Origin of the sequence: Streptantibioticus cattleyicolor NRRL 8057 = DSM 46488 (genome assembly GCF_000240165.1) — a bacterium.
GTDB lineage: Bacteria > Actinomycetota > Actinomycetes > Streptomycetales > Streptomycetaceae > Streptantibioticus > Streptantibioticus cattleyicolor.
The window spans coordinates 3428907-3446491 of the sequence record NC_017586.1; the positions used below are offsets into that span (position 1 = coordinate 3428907).

A 17585-nucleotide genomic window follows, 5' to 3' on the forward strand; every position below is an offset into this window, starting at 1 on the left:
TTGTGTCAGGGCAGGTCGAAGGGGATGTAGAGGCCGTCGAGGGCGGTGGCGCACCGGCACCGGCGCTGCTCGGGCAGGAGCGCGACGGCCTCCAGCACGATGCCACGCAGCCGCTCGATGTTGCGTGCGAACACCGCGAAGACCTCCTCCTGAGCCACGCTCTCCGCGGCGTCGATCCCCGCGTCGAAGTCGGTGACGAGGGCCAACGAGGTGTAGCACATGGCGAGTTCGCGGGCGAGTACGGCCTCGGGGTGGCCGGTCATGTTCACCAGGGACCAGCCGGCGGCGGCGAACCACCGGGACTCGGCGCGGGTGGAGAAGCGCGGGCCCTCGACGACCACCATGGTGCCGCCGTCGGTGGCGGCGGTGCCGGTGGCGGTCGCGGCCCGGACGGCGGCGGCGCGTCCGTCGGCGCAGTAGGGGTCGGCGAACTGCGCGTGCAGCGCGCCGGAGTCGAAGTAGGTCTGCACCCGGCCGCTGGTGCGGTCCACCAGTTGGTCGGGGACGACGACGCTGCCCGGCGGCAGGTCGCGGCGGAGCGAGCCGACGGCGCAGGGGGCGAGGATCTGGCGGACGCCGAGCGAGCGCAGCGCCCACAGGTTGGCCCGGTAGTTGATCCGGTGCGGGGGGAACGCGTGGTCGCGGCCGTGCCGGGGCAGGAAGGCCACCGTTCGGCCGGCCACGGTGCCCACCGAGACGACGTCGGACGGCGGGCCGTAGGGCGTGTCGACCTTCACCTCGCGGGCGTCGGCGAGCAGCGAGTAGAAGCCGCTGCCGCCGATGACGCCTATCCCGGCGGCCTGGTCGTCGTCGGGGGGCGGGGTCGGTCCGGTCATGCTGTGCCTGCCTCGTGGTGGTGGGGGCCGGTCAGGGCCGTGGCGTCCAGGGTGGTGATCCAGGGGTGGGCGGTGCCGGTGGGGGGCCGCTCGGGGGCGCGGGCCACGCCGACGGTGTGCCAGCCGGCCGCGGCGGCGGCGTCCAGTTCGGCGGTGACGTCGCTGAGGAAGACGGTGCGCTTCGCGGGGACGCCGATGGCAGCGGTGATCGCCCGGTAGGAGTCCGGTTCCTTCTTGCCGCCGGCACTGGCCAGGTCGAAGTAGCCGTCGAGCAGTACGGTCAGGTCGCCCCGGCCGCTGTGCCGGAACCAGGCGCGCTGGGCGGGTTCGGCGCCGGAGGAGTAGACGTACCGGGCGATGCCGGCCCGCCGCCACCGTTCCAGCGCGCCGGGGACGTCGGGGTAGACGTGGCCGGTGAGGGTGGCGTCGGCGTAGCCGGCCGCCCAGATGCGGGCCTGGACGGCCTTGAGCGGCGGGGCCTTGACGTCGGCGTCGCTCCAGGCGGTCAGCGCGGCCACGGCCGCCGCCTCGTCGAGCGCCGGGTCGCCCGCGAACTCCCGTACCGCCTCCAGCAGTTCGGCGTGCTCCCGGGTGCCGCGACGGGCGGCGAACCAGGGGCCGAGACGGGCCCGGGCGTAGGGGAAGAGCACATCGTGCACATGGCGGGCGGAGCCGGTGGTGCCCTCGATGTCGAGGACCACGGCGTCCGCCCGTACGGTGAGGGCGCCCGGGGTCATCCGGCCGCCGCCAGCAGGTCGTCCAGGCGGGGGAAGCGGCCGGCGATCGGGTCGCCGGTGAAGTCGCCCACCCAGCCGTCCTCCTCCTCGAAGAAGCGGATGGCGCAGAACTCGGGCACCGGGCCCATGTCGAACCAGTGCCGGGTGCCGGCCGGCACCGACAGCAGGTCGCCGGCCTCGCACACCACCGCGTACACCCGGTCGTCCAGGTGCAGGTAGAAGCAGCCGGTGCCGTGTGCGAAGAAGCGGATCTCGTTCTCGGCGTGGCGGTGCTCCTCCAGGAAGGCGCCGCGCGCGTCGGCGGCCCGCTTGCGCCATTCCTCGGTGTCCTCCGGCAGCAGCTGGGCGACGTCGACCAGGCGCAGTGCCTCGGCGGCGCAGAGCGCGTCCACCTCGGCGCGGTACCGGGCGAGCACGTCGTCGCCGGTGGTGCCCTCGGTGACCGGGCCGCGGGTCGGCCAGTGGCGCAGCCGTACCCCGCGGGCGGCGAGGGCGTCGGCGATGGCGGCCTCGTCCCGGGTGCGCAGCAGCACGGTGCCGGGGGCGTCCTCGGGCATCACCTGGAGCAGGGTCATGGCCGGTGTCTCCTCTTCGTCGCCGGGCGCGCGGTCCCGGTCATCCGGTCACCCCGGGGCCGGCGGCGTCCAGGGCGAGCTGGTGGCAGATGGCTTCCAGGCATTCGAGCCGGTTGCGGGCCTCGGCCAGGGTGGCGCCCCACACGGTGACGCCGTGGTCGGTCAGGAGCAGGGCGGGCGGGCCCTGCGGGTGGTCGGCGAGGTGGGCGGCGACGTCGCGGGCGATCCGGGTGACGTCCGGCCAGTTGGGGAAGACCGGCAGGGCGGTACGGGAGGGGTCGGCCAGGCCGAGGCCCTTGAGGAGTTCGAAGCGGGCCAGCTCCACCGTGGTGACCAGGGACCGGCCACCGTGCCGGCGGGCGACGGCGGTGGCGTAGGGGGCGTGCACGTGGATGACGGCCGCCGCGCCGGTGGCCCGGTAGACGGCGGTGTGGATCGCGGTCTCGGCGGAGGCCCGCAACGCGGTCTCCTCGGCGACCTCGTCGGTGGCGACGCGCACCGCGACCACGTCGGCGGCGGTGAGCGAGCCCTTGTCCCGGCCGCTGGCGGTGATCAGCGCCAGTCCGTCGGAGCCGGGCAGCCGCACCGACAGGTTGCCGGAGGTGCCGGGCATCCAGCCGCGTTGGTACAACTCGCGGGAGAAGGCGGCCAGTTCGGTGGCGAGGCGGCCCCGGGTGGCGTACGGGCGCACCACGGCGTGTTCGGAGACGATGGCGGTGACCAGGTCGCCCGGGGTGACGTCGAAGGCGGGGTTGTGGACGCGGGCGCCGGCCGGGGCGACCGGGGTGCCGAGCACCGAGGTGACCTCGGCGGGGTCGCGTTCCTCGACCACGATGCCGGTGCCGTCGGCGAGTTCGCGGTCCCAGGTGGACTCGGGGGCGACGACGACGAAGGGTATGCGGTGGCGGGCGGCGGCCACCGCGAGGGCGTAGGTGCCGATCTTGTTGGCCACGTCGCCGTTGGCGGCGATCCGGTCGGCGCCGACCAGGACGCAGTCGACCAGTCCGCCGGCCATCGCGGCAGGCGCGGCGGAGTCCACGCACAGCCGGTAGGGCACCTCGGCCTCGCCCAGCTCCCAGGCGGTGAGCCGGGCGCCCTGGAGGAGCGGCCGGGTCTCGTCCACCAGCACCTCCGCGATCCGGCCGCGGTCGGCCAGCTCCAGAATCGCGCCGAGCGCGGTGCCGGTGGCGGCGGTGGCCAGCCGGCCGGTGTTGCAGTGCGTCAGCACCCGCAACGGGCGGTCGGGGGTGAGGGATTCGACCAGGTCGGCGGCGCGGGTGACGGCGGCGCGGCCGGCCGCCACGTCCTGGGCCAGCAGGGCGGTGGCCTCGGCGAGGAGGGCCCGCGGCCCCTCGGGGAGCCGGGTCAGGACGTGGCGTACGGCCCAGGAGAGGTTGACGGCGGTGGGGCGGGCGGCGGCGATCCGCTCGGCGTCGGCGCGGACCGCGGCCTCGTCGAGCCCGTCCGCGGTGTGGTGCCGGTACGCGGACAGGGCGACGCCGAGGGCGCCGGCCAGCCCGATGGCGGGGGCGCCGCGGATGGCCAACGTCTTGATGGCGTCGACGAGTTGGTGGACGGTGGTCAGCCGCAGGGTGCGGTGCTCGTGCGGCAGGTAGCGCTGGTCGACGGTGAGGATGGCGCCGTCGTCCCAGGTGAGCGACGGGGTGGTGGCACGCCGGGGCATGGGGCCTCCGTGGGTCGGCGAAGGTCGCGGCGAGCGGGTGGTCATCGCTGGGCCGGCCCGTCAGCCGAACCGCACGGTGACGCACCGCCCGAGTCTATTGGTCCGTGTCCCGACGGCGCTCGCCCCGGCGGCGTCCAGCAGCGCGGCCATGCCCTCGGTGCCGAAGGACTGCGACCGGAAGCCGCCCACCCCCCGGAAGAGCACGCCGCCGTAGGCGCCCCGGACCTCCTCCAGCACGGTGATCCCGCAGGCCGTGTAGTAGGCGCGGCGCACCTCGGTGGTCCAGGGTTCGTCGTTGAAGACGGAGATCACGGCCAGCTCGCCGACCTCGCGCAGCCCGGCCACCGCCTTCTCCGGCTCGGCGAGGTTGCCGGCCAGGTTGAACGGCAGCAACTGCAACGGACGGCGGCCCGGCACCGCGGAACGCCATCCGTCGGGACACAGGATGTCGCCGACGACCCCGGCGGCCCGTCCGGTCAGCCCCTCGTCGGCGATCCGGCGTTCCAGCGCGGCGACGGCGCCGTGGCTGACGTCCACGCCCAGGTAGCCGATGCCGGCGGCGCGGGCCACCTCCAGCGAACGCCCGTCGTAGCAGCCCAGTTCCACCAGGCTGTCGCAGCCGTTGCGGGAGGCGGCGTCCAGCACCGCGAGCCCCTCCATCTGGAGGAACGACAGCAGCTCGTCCGGGAAGTGCGCGGCACGCATGATGGCCCCCGCGCCCCCGTCCCGGTAGAACGACTGCGAGTCGCGGGTGGCGGGGGCGTCGTCGGCGGTCACGGGGCTCGCTTCGACGGATGTCGCGGGTTGCAACGGATCTTCACCTTTCACTTGGCCCCGGCCGCTGTCGGGTCATCGCTGTACGGTCCGCTCCGCGGGCGCGTTCGGCGCGTCACGGCTGTGCTTTTCGGTCCGCTCCGCTGACGCGTCACGGCTGTGCTTTTCGGTCCGCTCCGCTGACGCGTCACGGCTGTGCTTTTCGGTCCGCTCCGCTGACGCGTCACGGAACAGGTCGATGGCGTCGATGTGCTTGGCGCGTGTCTCGTGGTCGCGGACGCCCATGCCTTCTTCGGGGGCGAGGCACAGGACGCCGACCTTGCCCTGGTGGACGTTGCGGTGGACGTCGTGGGCGGCCTGGCCGGTGTCTTCCAGGCGGTAGGTCCTGGAGAGGGTGGGGTGGATCTTGCCCTTGGCGATGAGGCGGTTGGCTTCCCAGGCTTCGCGGTAGTTGGCGAAGTGGGAGCCGATGATGCGCTTGAGGGACATCCACAGGTAGCGGTTGTCGTATTCGTGGTTGTAGCCGGAGGTGGAGGCGCAGGTGACGATGGTGCCGCCCTTGCGGGTGACGTAGACCGAGGCGCCGAAGGTCTCGCGGCCGGGGTGTTCGAAGACGATGTCGACGTCCTCGCCGCCGGTCAGTTCGCGGATGCGCTTGCCGAAGCGCTTCCACTCCCTGGGGTCCTGGGTGTGTTCGTCCTTCCAGAAACGGTAGTCCTCGGCGGTGCGGTCGATGACGGCTTCGGCGCCCATGGCGCGGCAGATGTCGGCCTTGGCGGGGGAGGAGACCACGCAGATGGGGGTGGCGCCGCCGGCCAGGGCGAACTGGGTGGCGTAGGAGCCCAGGCCGCCGCTGGCGCCCCAGATCAGGACGTTGTCGCCCTGCTTCATGGCGGCGCCGTTGCGGGAGACCAGCTGGCGGTAGGCGGTGGAGTTGACCAGGCCGGGGGCGGCGGCCTCCTCCCAGGTCAGATGCTTCGGCTTGGGCATCAGCTGGTTGGACTTCACCAGCGCGATCTCGGCCAGACCGCCGAAGTTGGTCTCGAACCCCCAGATCCGCTGCTCGGGGTCGAGCATCGTGTCGTCATGCCCGTCGGCCGACTCCAGCTCCACCGACAGACAGTGCGCCACCACCTCGTCCCCGGGCTTCCAGGCGTTCACCCCGGGACCGGTACGCAGCACCACCCCGGCCAGATCGGAACCGATGACGTGGTAGGGGAGGTCGTGGCGGGCGGCGAGCGGGGAGGTCCTGCCGTAGCGCTGGAGGAAGGTGAAGGTGGGCAGCGGCTCGAAGATCGCGCTCCACACGGTGTTGTAGTTGACGGAGCTGGCCATGACGGCCACCAGGGCCTCGCCCGGGCCGAGTTCGGGCACCGGCACCTCGTCGAGGTGGAGCGACTTGCGCGGGTCCTTGTCGGCGCCGGCCATCCCCTCGAACATGTCGGCCTCGTCGGCGTGGAGCGTCACCGCCCGGTAGGACTCGGGGAGTCGCAGCGCGGCGAAGTCGGCGGCCGTGGCGTCGCCCGCCCGTATCGCGTCGAGCACGTGCCTCACGCCGCGGCCTCCCCGCTGCTCGGGCGGCGGGTGAGCCGTACCCGGGCCGGGCCCGCGGCCCGCATCGTCATGCCCAGTTCCAGCGGCACCTCGGCGTCGACCGCGGCGAACTCGTAGGACTGAAGGAAGGTGGCGAGTCCGATGATGCCCTCCAGCATCGCGAAGTACTGTCCGATGCACGACCGCGGGCCGCCGCCGAACGGGAACCAGGCGTACCGTGGCCGGGCCGCCTCCAGATCGGGGGCGAACCGGTCGGGATCGAACGCGTCCGGGTTCTCCCAGTAGTCGGGGTGGCGCTGGGTCACCCAGGGGCTGACGTAGACGTCGGAGCCGCCGGGGATGTGGAAGCCGCACACCTCGCTGTCGGCCACGCTGCGGCGGCCCATGATGGCCACCGACGGATACAGCCGCATGGCCTCCTTGAACACCCTGGTCAGATAGGGCAGCCGCTCCAGGTCGGCGGCGCTCGCCGGCCGTCCGTCCAGCACCGCGTCCACCTCGGCGCGCGCCGCGTGCTGCGCGTCCGGGTGGCGGGCCAGCAGGTGGAGGCCGAAGGCGAGCGCGGTGGCCGTGGTCTCGTGGCCGGCCAGCAGGAAGACCAGCACCTGGTCCCGGACGGAGTCCGCGTCCAGCGCCGACCCGTCCTCGTCCCGGGCCCCGATCAGCAGGCTGATCATGTCGCCCGAGTCGTCGTGGCCGGCCGCGGTGCGCTCGGCGATGATGCGGTCGCAGATCGCGTACAGCTCGCGCTGGGCGGTCGCGGTGCGCCGGTTGGCCGGGGTGGGCCAGGTCCGCGGGATGCGCAGCGGTGCCACCCCGCGCCGCAGCACGCTCTCGCCGATCACCGGGAAATTGCGGCGGACCACGTCCACCGCGGATTCGATGTCGGAGCCGAAAAGAATACGGGTGACGCTGCGCAGCGCGAATTCGGCCATTTCCGGAACGACGTCCACGACGTTTCCGGAGGCGGTCGTCCAGCGGTGCGCGGTGGCCGTCGCCTCATCGTGTACGGCGCCCGCGTAGGCGTCCACCCGGCGGCGGGTGAACAGTGGCTGAATCATCCGGCGTTGCCGGATGTACTCCTCGTCCTGGCTGGTCAGCAGGCCATTTCCGATCGATTCGCGTATCTCGGTGTAGACGTCGTTCTCCTTGCGGAAGTTCGACGCCTCGGTGCCGAGTATCTGCTGCACGCCGTCGGCCGAGAACACCGCGTACAGGCTCGCCCGCAGTCCGGGTGGACCGGCCTCGAACCGGACCACGTCGCCGTGGTCCCGGCGGGCTCTGAGGTAGGCACCCAGAGTGTCGTCGCGCAGGTCGGGCAGTGATCCGAGCAGTGGATGGCCGGCGACCAACGGCGCCTGCTTGCTCATGGGGGGCTTCCTCCCTGGCCGGCCCTAAGCGGGCTCAAGGGCTTGTGGGAAAGGATTCTTGCCGTATCCCCGGGGTTTTCGCCAGTGCGGCCGGAGGGTTTTCTGATTTCTCCGGCTTGATCCGGGATGCGGTCAGCCGGGAGCCGGCCAGCGGGGTACCGGCAGCCTGGAATCAGGACTACCAGGCTGGAGGCTTTCTGGATGACCGGCGGTTTCCGGGCCATGGTGCGCGTACCGAGATTGAACTCCGAGGCGACCTGAGCAGAGGGCATCTTGAATTCATCCGAGTGGTCACCGCTGACGGCTTACCAACGGGATATATGGGTGGCGCACGCCCTTTTTCCGGAGCTTCCGCAGTTCAATCTCTTCCTGGCCCGCCGGTTCACCGGGCCGGTGGACGCGGCGCGGCTGGCTCAGTGCCTGCGGGAGGCGGCCGGCCGCAACGACGCCTTCGGGCTGCGCTTCACCGAGCGGGACGGGGTGCCGCTGCAACGCGCCGTGGCCGACCGCCCGGCGGTGGAGGTGGTCGACCTCAGCGGCGCGGCCGACCCGCGGGCGCGCTGCGAGGGGTGGATCGCCGAGGCGTACGACCGCCCCTTCCCCCTCGCCGACGGCCCGGCGTACCGGCTCGCGGTGCTCGTCGAGAGCGACACCGCAGTGCACGCCTGCGTCGTCGCCCACCACATCGTCGCCGACGCCTGGGCGCTCAACCTCTTCTTCGAGCAGGTGGCCGCCGGGTACGCCGGCGAGCCGGGCCCGGAGCCGGCCGACTACCTCGCCGTCCTCGACGACGAGCGCGGCTACCGGGAATCCGAGCGGTACGAGCGCGACCGCGAGCACTTCCGCACCGTGCTGCGGGAGATCACCCCGCCGCTGTTCACCCGGCGCGCCGACAGCGGACGGCGGCGCAGCGCCCGGCACTCCTTCACGCTGCCCAAGGACGCCGTGGAACGCATCCGGGCGCGCGGCCGGTCCCCGTTCGCCTTCATCGCCGCCGCCTTCGCCGTCTACCTCTCCCGCGTGCACCGCACCGACGACGTGGTGCTCGGCGTACCGCTGTTCAACCGGCGCGGCCAGGCGCAGCGGCGTACCGTCGGCCACTTCGCCAACACCCTTCCGCTGCCGGTGCGCGCGGCCGGGGAGCTGACCTACGCCGAGCTGGTGGCCGCGATCCAGGACGGCTCCCGCACCCTGCAACGCCACGAGCGGCTGCCCCTCGGGGAGGTGCTGCGCGACCTGCCGCCCGGCCGCCCGCGCGAGCTGTTCGACGTCACCCTCTCCTACGTCCAGCTGCCCACCCCGCGCGAGCTGCCCGGGATCCGGCAGGAGGCGTCCGGTGCCACCCGGGCGCACGACCAGGACGTGCTCGCGGTCGCCGTCACCGAGACCGACGCCACCGGGGACGTGGTGGTCGACCTCGACCACGCCCTGGACGTCTTCGACGCCGACCTGCCCGTCGCCGACCTGGCCCGGCACATCCGCAACCTGGTGCTGGCCGGGCTGGACGCCCCCGACACCCCGGTCGCCCGCATCCCGATGCTCGATGCCGCCGAGCGCGCCGGACTCGTCGAGGGCCACAACCGCACGGCCGCCGACTTCCCCGACGAGACCACCGTGCACGCCCTCTTCGCCCGGCAGGCCGCCCGCACCCCCGACCAGGTCGCGCTGCGCGCCGCCGACGGCACCACCGTGACCTACGCCCGGCTGGACGCGGACGCGAACCGGCTGGCCCGGGCGCTGCGCGCGGACGGCGTCACCACCGGCGACCGGGTGGCCGTGGTCATGGAACGCGGCGTGCCGATGATGACCGCGATCCTCGCGGTGCTCAAGGCCGGCGCCGCCTACGTGCCGGTGGACCCCGGCTACCCCGCCGAGCGGATCCGCTTCCTGCTCGCCGACAGCGCCGCCAAGGTGGTGCTCACCGGCCCCGGCACCCCCGCGCTCCCCGACGGCCTGGCGGCGGTCGTGCGCCGCGCCGACGAACCGCTCACCGGCTCCGCCGAGCCGCTGCCCGACGCGGCCGGACCCACCGACCTCGCCTACGTGCTGTACACCTCCGGCTCGACCGGGCAGCCCAAGGGCGTCATGGTCGAGCACCGCTCGGTGGTCAACCGGCTCGACTGGATGCAGCGCCGCTACCCGCTCGGCGTCGGTGACGTGCTGCTCCAGAAGACCCCGGTCTCCTTCGACGTGTCGGTGTGGGAGCTGTTCTGGTGGCCCCTGGCCGGGGCGTCGCTGGCGCTGCCCGCCCCCGGCGCGGAGAAGGACCCGCAGGAGATCCTGGCCGCGATCGACCGCCACCGGGTGACCGCCGTCCACTTCGTGCCGTCGATGTTCGCCCCCTTCCTCGACCTGCTGGAGTCCGACCCCGCGGCGCTCGCCACGGCGTCCGTGCTGCGCCGGGTCTTCTGCTCCGGCGAGGCGCTGCCGCCCGGCCAGGTGGACCGCTTCAACCGGCTGCTCGCCGCCGCCGGTACCCGGTTGGTCAACCTGTACGGGCCCACCGAGGCCACCGTGGACGTCTCGTACCACGACTGCCCCGCCGACCCCGGGCGTCCGGTGCGCCGGGTGCCGATCGGGCGGCCCATCGACAACATCCGGCTGCACGTGCTCGACCAGCACGGCAACCCCCAACCGACCGGCGTCCCCGGCGAGTTGTGCGTGGCCGGCGTCGGGGTGGCCCGCGGCTACCTGGGGCGCCCGGAGCTGACCGCCGAGAAGTTCACCGAGGACCCGTTCACCCCCGGCGGGCGGCTGTACCGCACCGGTGACCTCGCCCGCCGCCTCGCCGACGGCACCCTGGAGTACCTGGGGCGCATCGACGGCCAGGTGAAGATCCGCGGCAACCGGGTCGAGCTCGGCGAGGTCGAGCACCGGCTCGCCGCGCTCCCCGGGGTCCGCGCCGCCGTGGCGGTGGCCGTGCCCTCCCGCACCGGCGGCACCACGCTGGCCGGCGGCTACCTGGCCGACGCCCCGCTGGACCCCGCCGCGATCCGCGCCCGGCTCGCCGAGACGCTGCCGGAATACATGATCCCGGCCCGTTTCACCCGCCTGGAGGCCGTCCCGCTCACCCCCAACGGCAAGACCGACCGGGCCGCGCTGGTCCGGCTGCTCGCCGCCGACGGCGAGGCGGGCACCACCGCGTACACCGCGCCGCGCGACGCCACCGAGCGCGCCCTCGCCGAGGTCTGGCAGCAAGTGCTCGGGGTGGAGCGGGTCGGCGCCCACGACGACTGGTTCGCCCTCGGCGGCGACTCCATTCTGATGCTGCGGGTCCGCGCCGGGGCCGCCGCGCGCGGGCTGCGCGTCGCCCTGCCCGACATGGTGCGCCACCCGCGCCTTTCCGACCTCGCCGCGCACACCGGGGCGATGACGGACGGCGAGCCGGAGGCCACCGTCGCCCCCTTCGAACTGGTCGCCGGCGTCGACAAGGCACGGCTGCTGGGCCTGGGCGCCACCGACGCGTTCCCGGCCACCCGGCTCCACCTCGGCATGCTCTACCACAGCACCGAGGACGAGAACTCCACCGTCTACCACGACGTCTTCCACTACCGGCTGGCCGTCGCCTGGGACGAGGACGCCTTCCGCGCCGCGCACGACCGGCTCACCGCCCGCCACCCGGCGCTGCGTTCCTCGTTCGCCCTGGGCGGCTACTCCGAACCGCTCCAGATCGTCCACCCGCACGCCACCGGCACCCTGTCCGTCGCCGACCTGCGGGAGACGGACGACGCGGCCGGGGACGCCGCCGTCCGCGCCCACATCGAGGAACGCCGCCGGCACGCCTACGACTACGAGACGCCCGGCCTGCACCACCTGCGCGCCCACGTCCGCGCCGGAAACGTCCTCGACCTGGTGCTCAGCTTCCACCACGCGATCCTGGACGGCTGGAGCGTGGCCGGGGTGATCTCCGAACTTCTCCAGGACTACCTGCACGCCCTGGGCGCCGACGTCCCCGCGGTGGCCGGGACCGAACCGCCCTCGCCCGCCCTCCACGTCCGCGACGAACGCGCGGTGCTCGCCTCCGCCGCCGCCCGCGACCACTGGCGCGACCGGCTGGCCGGTGCCGAACTCGTCCAGCTCGACCCGTTCGTCCCCTACGAGGCCCCCGGCGACGGGGGCAGCGTGGTCCACCACATCGAGCTGCCGGACCAACTCGACGCGGCGCTGGGGCGGTTCGCCCGCGACCACGCGGTGCCGCTGCGCCTGGTGCTCTTCACCGCCCACTGCCTGACGCTGCGGCTGCTCTCCGGCCGCGAGGACGTCACCACCGGCCTGGTCACCCATGGCCGCCCCGAGGCCGTCGGCGCCGACCGGATCGCCGGCCTCTTCCTCAACACCATGCCGGTACGCCTCACCCCCGGCCAGGCCACCTGGCTCGACGCGGTCCACGACGTGGTCCGCGCCGAACGCGACGCCCACCCCTACCGCGCCTACCCGCTCAGCGCCATCCAGGACGACCGCGGCGGCGCCCCGCTGCTGGACACCGCGTTCACCTTCGTGCGGCTGCACAACCTCGAACCGCTCCTCGGCCGGACCGAACTGGACCTGCTGGAGCTGACCACCTACGAGGAGACCAACTTCGGGCTGCTGGTCAACGCCATCGTCGACCCGCGCGACGGACGCACCCGGCTGCGGCTCAACTGCGCCGGCCGCTCCTTCACCGCCGTCCAGGCCGCCCTGCTCGCCGACACCTACACCGCGATCCTGCGCCGCGTCGTCGAACACCCGGAAACGGCGGTGGACTTCGACTTCCTCGCGCCCGCCGCCGAACTGCCCGCCAACCCCGCCCCCGAACCGCTGGACGTGGTACGCCGGTTCACCGCCATGGCCGCGGCCCGGCCGGACGCGGAGGCCGTGGTCTTCGGCGACGTCCGCTGGACCTACCGGGAGTTGGACCGGGCCACCCGGCGGATCGCCGGACGCCTGCGGGACCTCGGCGTCGCCCCGGGCGCCGGCGTCGGCATCGCGCTGGACCGCTCCCCGGAGATGATCGCCACCGTCCTGGGCATCCTGCGGGCCGGCGCCGCCTGCGTGCCGCTGGACGTCAGCTACCCGCCCGAGCGCATCGCCCGCATGGTGGAACGCGCCCGGCCGTTCCGGGTCGTCGCCCACGAACGCCACGCCGCCCTGGTGCCCGACCCGGCGCTGGTGCTGCCCGTCGAGTCGATCCCGCTGCCCGGCCCGGCGGACGACGAGGCGCCCGAGGAGACCGCGCCGCTGCCGCTGGACTCCCTCGCGCTGATCCTGTTCACCTCCGGCTCCTCCGGCGAACCCAAGGGCGTCGAGCTGCCGCACCGGCTGTGGGCCAACTACACCCAGTGGCAACTGCGCGCCGAGACCAACGCGCCCGGCGCCCGCACCCTGCAGTTCGCGCCGCTCAGCTTCGACGTCTCCTTCCAGGAGATCTTCTCCACCATGGCGGCCGGCGGCACCTTGCACCTGGTCTCCGACGCCGACCGGCGCGACCCGGCCACGCTGCTGCGGATCCTGGACGAGCAGGCCATCGAGCGGTGGTTCATGCCGTTCGTCGCCCTCCAGGGCATCGCCGAGGCCTCCGAACTGCTCGGCATCCGCCCGAAGGCGTTGCGCATCCTGATCTCCTCCGGCGAGCAGCTGCGGGTCACCGAGGAGATCCGCCGGCTGTGCGCCGCCCGCCCCGGCACCCTGCTGGAGAACCAGTACGGGCCCACCGAGACCAACATCGCCAGCGCCTACCTGCTCTCCGGCGACCCGGCCGGCTGGCCCGCGCTGCCGCCGATCGGCACCGCCATCGACGGCGCCGAGATCCACGTCCTCGACGACCGGCTGCGCCCGGTGCCCACCGGCGTCCAGGGCGAGATATACCTCGGCGGAGCCTGCCTCGCCCTCGGCTACCGGGGCCGCCCCGACCTCACCGAGGAACGCTTCGTCCCGCACCCCACCCGCCCCGGGGCCCGGCTGTACCGCACCGGCGACGTCGGCCGGGTGCTGCCGGACGGCGACACGGTGTGGCTCGGCCGCGCCGACAACCAGGTCAAGGTGCGCGGCTTCAGGGTCGAGCCGGCCGAGGTGGAGATCGCCATCACCGCGCTCTGCGACGACTTCCCCGGCATCCGCGGCGCCGCCGTGGTCGCCCGCACCCGCGGCGACGGCCTCGACTCGTTCCTCGTCGGCTACCTGCTCGGCGAGGAGGGCTCGGCCGACCTGGAGGAGGTCCGCAAGCGGCTGCGGGCCGTGCTCCCCGAGTACATGGTCCCCGCCCACCTCGGCTGGCTGGAGAAGCTGCCGCTGACGCCCAGCGGCAAGCGCGACGACGCCGCGTTGCGCCGGCTGCCGCTGGACATTGGCCCGGCCGCCGACGCCATCGCCCCCCGGGACGCCTACGAGCGGGCGCTCGCCGACATCTTCGGCGAGATGCTGGCCAGCCCCGGCTTCGGGGTGCACGACGACTTCTTCGAGCACGGCGGCACCTCGCTCACCGCGATGCGGCTGGTGGTCACCATCGAGAAGCGGTTCGGGGTACGGGTGCCGCTGACCACGTTCGTGGCCGCCCCGACCGTCGCCCGGCTCGCCGAACGGCTGCGCTCCGACGAGGCGGTGGCCGCCTTCGACCCGGTGGTGCCGGTCAAGCGCGGCGCCGAGGACCGCCCGCCGCTCTTCCTCGTCCACCCGCTCGGCGGCAACGTGCTGTGCTACGTGCGCCTCGCCCGCCACCTGCCCGACGAGCAGCCGCTTTACGCCCTCCAGGCGGGCGGCGCCGAGCCGGGCACCGAACCGGTGGCCACCATGGGCGCCCTGGCCAAGAGCTACCTGGAGGCGATCCGCCGGGTGCAGCCCGAGGGCCCGTACCACCTGGGCGGCTGGTCCTTCGGCGGCTTCGTCGCCTTCGAAATGGCCAAGCAGCTCATCGCCGACGGCGGGCCCGGACAGGTCGCCTCGCTGATCCTGCTCGACTCCATCGCCCCCACCCCGGGCGACCGCCCCGACGTGGCCGAACAGGCCATGATGGAGTGGTTCTTCTGGGAGCTGATCTGGGTCGACCGCGGCGGCAGCGCCCCGGTCGAACGGATTCCGGCCGAACTGACCGGCGACGATGCCCGGTTGGACTTCATCGCCGAACGCGCGGCGGCCGTGGGCATCGTCCCCGCCGACACCGCGCGCTCCACGGTCCGCCGGATGTTCGAGGTCTACAAAACCAACTGGGCCTCGCTGCGCGACTACGAACCGGCCCCGGAGCCGGTGGACCTCACCCTGGTCAAGGCCACCGCCCCGCTGCCCGACGTGCTCAAGCCGATGCACGGCGCGGCCCGCACCCTGCACGACGCCCCGGCCAACGGCTGGGCGACCCTCACCAGCGGTCACCTGGACGTCGTCGACGTCCCCGGCGACCACCTCATGCTCCTGGACGAGCCGTACGTCGGCACCGTCGGCGAGGCCATCGCCGACGTGCTCGCCGGACGGCGCGGCGGGCGGCGCAACGACGAAGGAGCGGCGCAGTGACAGCACGCCGGGCCGGCAAGGCCATCGTGGTCGGAGCGGGGATCGGCGGCCTGACCGCCGCCGCGGCGCTGCGCCGCGTCGGGATGGACGTCGAGGTCTACGAACGCGCCCGGGAACTGCGCCCGGCCGGCGGGGCGCTGTCGTTCATGACCAACGCGGTGCTCGCGCTGCGCACCCTCGGCATCGACCTGAAGCTGGAGGAGAACGCCGAGATCCTGGAGCGGCTGCACTTCCGCACCGCCCGCGGCGGCCTGATCCGCACCCTGGAGTTCAAGGCGCTCTGCGAACGGCTCGGCGCCCCCAGCTTCGGTATCGCCCGCACCCTGCTCCAGCAACTGCTGCTGCGCGAGGTCGGCGACGACTGCCCGGTCCACCTGGGCGCCGCCGCCACCGGCTTCACCGCGCACGGCGACGGCGTCGAGGTGGCCTTCGCCGACGGCCGCCGGGCCCGCGGTGACGTGCTCATCGGCGCCGACGGCTTCAACTCGGCGATCCGCCGCCAGCTCACCGGCCCCGAACAGCCCCGCGAGAGCGGCTACCTGTGCTGGGTGGCCACCCCCGAGTTCACCCACCCCAAGGTGCCCAAGCAGTACGGCGCCCACTACTGGGGCCGCGGGAAGCGCTTCGGCATCGCCAACATCGGCGGCGGCCAAATCTACTGGTGGGGCACGAAGAACATGCCGGTGGAGCGGGCCAGGGACTGGCGCGGCACCAAGGACGAGATCGTCCACGCCTACGCCGGATGGGCAGACGAGGTGCGGGCGGCGGTGGCGGCCACCCCCATCGAGCAGATCACCGCCTTCCCGGCGCGCGACCGCCCGTTCCTGGAACGGTGGGGCACCGGCCCGGTCACCCTGCTCGGCGACGCCGCCCACCCGATGATGACCAGCCTCGGCCAGGGCGCCTGCATGGCCGTGGAGGACGCCGTCGTCCTCGCCCACCACCTCGCGGCCCGCCCGGACGACCCGCAGGCGGCGCTGCGCGGCTACGAGGCCGAACGGCGCCCCCGCACCCGCAGGATCGTCGAGGGCGCCCACGCGCTCAGCGCCCTGGAGCAGACCGAGCAGCCGCTGCGGATCCTCGGCCGCGACCTGTTCTTCCGCTTCGCGCCCGGCTCCGTGCTGGACAAGCAGAACGCCGAGTACCTCGACTTCCCCGGCGTCAGCGCCGCCGCCGACCGCACGATGGAGGTACAGCCGTGACGCCCGCCCTCGCACCGACCGTGGCCGCCCGGCCGCTCAGCCCGCTGGAGCGCTGGTACTGGGTCTGCGACCAGATCGCCCCGCTCAACGTGATCGGCCACGTCCGGCTGCGCGGCGCCCTCCCGGAGGAGCTGCTAGCCCAGGGGCTCGACGCGCTCCAGCGGCGCCACCCGCTGCTGCGCGCCGCGATCCGCGCCGACGCGGCCGGCCGCAACCCCCGCTTCGTCCCCGTCACCGGGCGCCCCATCCCGCTGCGCGTGGTGGCCGCCGACGACCCGGACACCGGCTGGCAGCGCGTCGTCGACGAGCAGGAACTCAACACCGCCGTCGACTGGCAGGGCGGACCGCTGGCCCGCGCGGTGCTGGTCACCACCGAGGCCGCCGGGAACGGGACGGCGGACGTGCACGACCTGGTGCTGACCGTGCCGCACTGCGTCGCCGACGGCACCACCGTCCTGACCCTGCTGCGGCAGTGGATCGAACTGGCCGCCGAGATCGGCGCCGCCGGCCCCGACGACCCGCCCGCCGTCTGCGCCGAACGCGCCCTGCCCGCCCCCGACACGTTGCTGCCGCCCGCCTTCCGCGGCCTGGCCGGCACCCGCCGCGTCCTCGCCCAGCAACTGTCCGACCAGGCCACCGCCCGCCGCCGCAAGCCGCGCCGGATGGAGGCCGGCCGCCGGGTGCCGTTCCGCGACCGGGCCACCCGGCTGCTCCACCGCGAACTCGGCCACGAGGCGCTCGCCGACCTGATCGCCGCCTGCCACCGCGAGCAGACCACGGTGCACGGCGCCCTCGCCGCGGCCATGGTGACGGCGGTCGCCGAGGACGCCGGCGGCCACCCAGGACCGGTGATGATCGGCTCCCCGGTCAACTTCCGCGACGACCTGGTGCCCGCGGTCACCGACCGGGAGGTGGGCACGTACGTCGCCTCGGTGCCCACCCTCGTCGACTACCGCCCCGGCGCCCCGCTGTGGCCGATGGCCCGCGCCGTCAGCCGCGACCTGGTGCGCCGCAGACAGCGCGGCGAACAGCTCGCCGCGGTCGCCGCCATGGGCCTGGTCGCCCCCAAGTCGGTCGCCAAGAGCCGCCGTTTCCTGACCTTCATGGAGAACAAGGGGCCGCTGACGCTCTGCCTGTCCAACATCGGCCGCCACGACTTCCCGGCCGCCGTCGGCCCGTGGCAGCTGTCGGAGGCCGAGTTCATCGCCGGCCTGTCGGTCAACGCCCTGTACTGCGCCACCGTCAACACCAGTCACGGCCGCATGGCGTGGAACTTCACCCACATCGACGGCGCGGTCCCCACCGAACGCGCCACCCGGATCGCCGACGCCTCGATGGACGCGGTGCTCGCCGCCGCCAAGCCGTGACGCCCGC

At 73.8% G+C, this 17585-nt stretch carries 10 protein-coding genes; 3 read left to right on the top strand and 7 right to left on the bottom strand.

The annotated features are described in order from the left end of the window. Positions 1–5: 5 nt before the first annotated feature. The 7 genes from SCATT_RS15320 to SCATT_RS15350 all read right to left on the bottom strand — a co-directional run bounded on the left by SCATT_RS15320 (position 6) and on the right by SCATT_RS15350 (position 7530). Positions 6–836 (bottom strand): S-methyl-5'-thioadenosine phosphorylase, encoded by an 831-nt coding sequence (locus SCATT_RS15320; protein ID WP_014143990.1) that lies wholly within the window; start codon positions 834–836, stop codon positions 6–8. Continuing rightward, the gene (gene mtnC / locus SCATT_RS15325; protein ID WP_014143991.1) at positions 833–1573 is read right to left on the bottom strand and encodes an acireductone synthase; all 741 of its coding nucleotides are present in this window, start codon (positions 1571–1573) and stop codon (positions 833–835) included. The genes SCATT_RS15320 and mtnC overlap by 4 nt, the downstream gene beginning before the upstream one ends. Next, positions 1570–2148 carry a 1,2-dihydroxy-3-keto-5-methylthiopentene dioxygenase gene (locus SCATT_RS15330; RefSeq protein ID WP_014143992.1) on the bottom strand — a complete coding sequence of 193 codons (579 nt, stop codon included), beginning with the start codon at positions 2146–2148 and terminating at the stop codon, positions 1570–1572. Before SCATT_RS15330 ends, mtnC begins: the two co-directional genes overlap by 4 nt. Positions 2149–2188: 40 nt before the next feature. Next, a complete protein-coding gene (locus SCATT_RS15335) occupies positions 2189–3832 on the bottom strand; it encodes a bifunctional S-methyl-5-thioribose-1-phosphate isomerase/methylthioribulose 1-phosphate dehydratase (protein ID WP_014143993.1) in 1644 nt (547 codons plus the stop codon). Between the two features lie 60 nt (positions 3833–3892). Continuing rightward, the gene (locus SCATT_RS15340) at positions 3893–4609 is read right to left on the bottom strand and encodes a class I SAM-dependent methyltransferase (protein ID WP_014143994.1); all 717 of its coding nucleotides are present in this window, start codon (positions 4607–4609) and stop codon (positions 3893–3895) included. 72 nt (positions 4610–4681) lie between these two features. Beyond that, complete coding sequence (gene ccrA / locus SCATT_RS15345) at positions 4682–6160, bottom strand: crotonyl-CoA carboxylase/reductase (protein WP_014143995.1); 1479 nt, start codon at positions 6158–6160, stop codon at positions 4682–4684. Further along, complete coding sequence (locus SCATT_RS15350; RefSeq protein WP_014143996.1) at positions 6157–7530, bottom strand: cytochrome P450; 1374 nt, start codon at positions 7528–7530, stop codon at positions 6157–6159. Before SCATT_RS15350 ends, ccrA begins: the two co-directional genes overlap by 4 nt. Before the next feature lie 273 nt (positions 7531–7803). On the opposite strand from SCATT_RS15350, the gene SCATT_RS15355 reads away from it, so the two are divergent. Genes SCATT_RS15355 through SCATT_RS15365 form a run of 3 tightly spaced genes read left to right on the top strand, consistent with a single transcriptional unit; the run spans position 7804 to position 17578 of the window. Next, the gene (locus tag SCATT_RS15355) at positions 7804–15009 is read left to right on the top strand and encodes a non-ribosomal peptide synthetase (protein WP_173405640.1); all 7206 of its coding nucleotides are present in this window, start codon (positions 7804–7806) and stop codon (positions 15007–15009) included. Then, positions 15006–16211 (top strand): FAD-dependent oxidoreductase, encoded by a 1206-nt coding sequence (locus SCATT_RS15360; RefSeq protein WP_014143998.1) that lies wholly within the window; start codon positions 15006–15008, stop codon positions 16209–16211. The genes SCATT_RS15355 and SCATT_RS15360 overlap by 4 nt, the downstream gene beginning before the upstream one ends. Then, the gene (locus SCATT_RS15365; RefSeq protein ID WP_014143999.1) at positions 16208–17578 is read left to right on the top strand and encodes a phthiocerol/phthiodiolone dimycocerosyl transferase family protein; all 1371 of its coding nucleotides are present in this window, start codon (positions 16208–16210) and stop codon (positions 17576–17578) included. Before SCATT_RS15360 ends, SCATT_RS15365 begins: the two co-directional genes overlap by 4 nt. The last annotated feature ends 7 nt before the right edge of the window (positions 17579–17585 follow it).

What these genes read in the sequence shown, in the direction of transcription:
- SCATT_RS15320 (WP_014143990.1), bottom strand. Translation starts at nt 836, where the DNA reads ATGACCGGACCGACCCCGCCCCCCGACGACGACCAGGCCGCCGGGATA.
- SCATT_RS15350 (WP_014143996.1), bottom strand. Translation starts at nt 7,530, where the DNA reads ATGAGCAAGCAGGCGCCGTTGGTCGCCGGCCATCCACTGCTCGGATCA.
- SCATT_RS15330 (WP_014143992.1), bottom strand. Translation starts at nt 2,148, where the DNA reads ATGACCCTGCTCCAGGTGATGCCCGAGGACGCCCCCGGCACCGTGCTG.
- SCATT_RS15335 (WP_014143993.1), bottom strand. Translation starts at nt 3,832, where the DNA reads ATGCCCCGGCGTGCCACCACCCCGTCGCTCACCTGGGACGACGGCGCC.
- mtnC (WP_014143991.1), bottom strand. Translation starts at nt 1,573, where the DNA reads ATGACCCCGGGCGCCCTCACCGTACGGGCGGACGCCGTGGTCCTCGAC.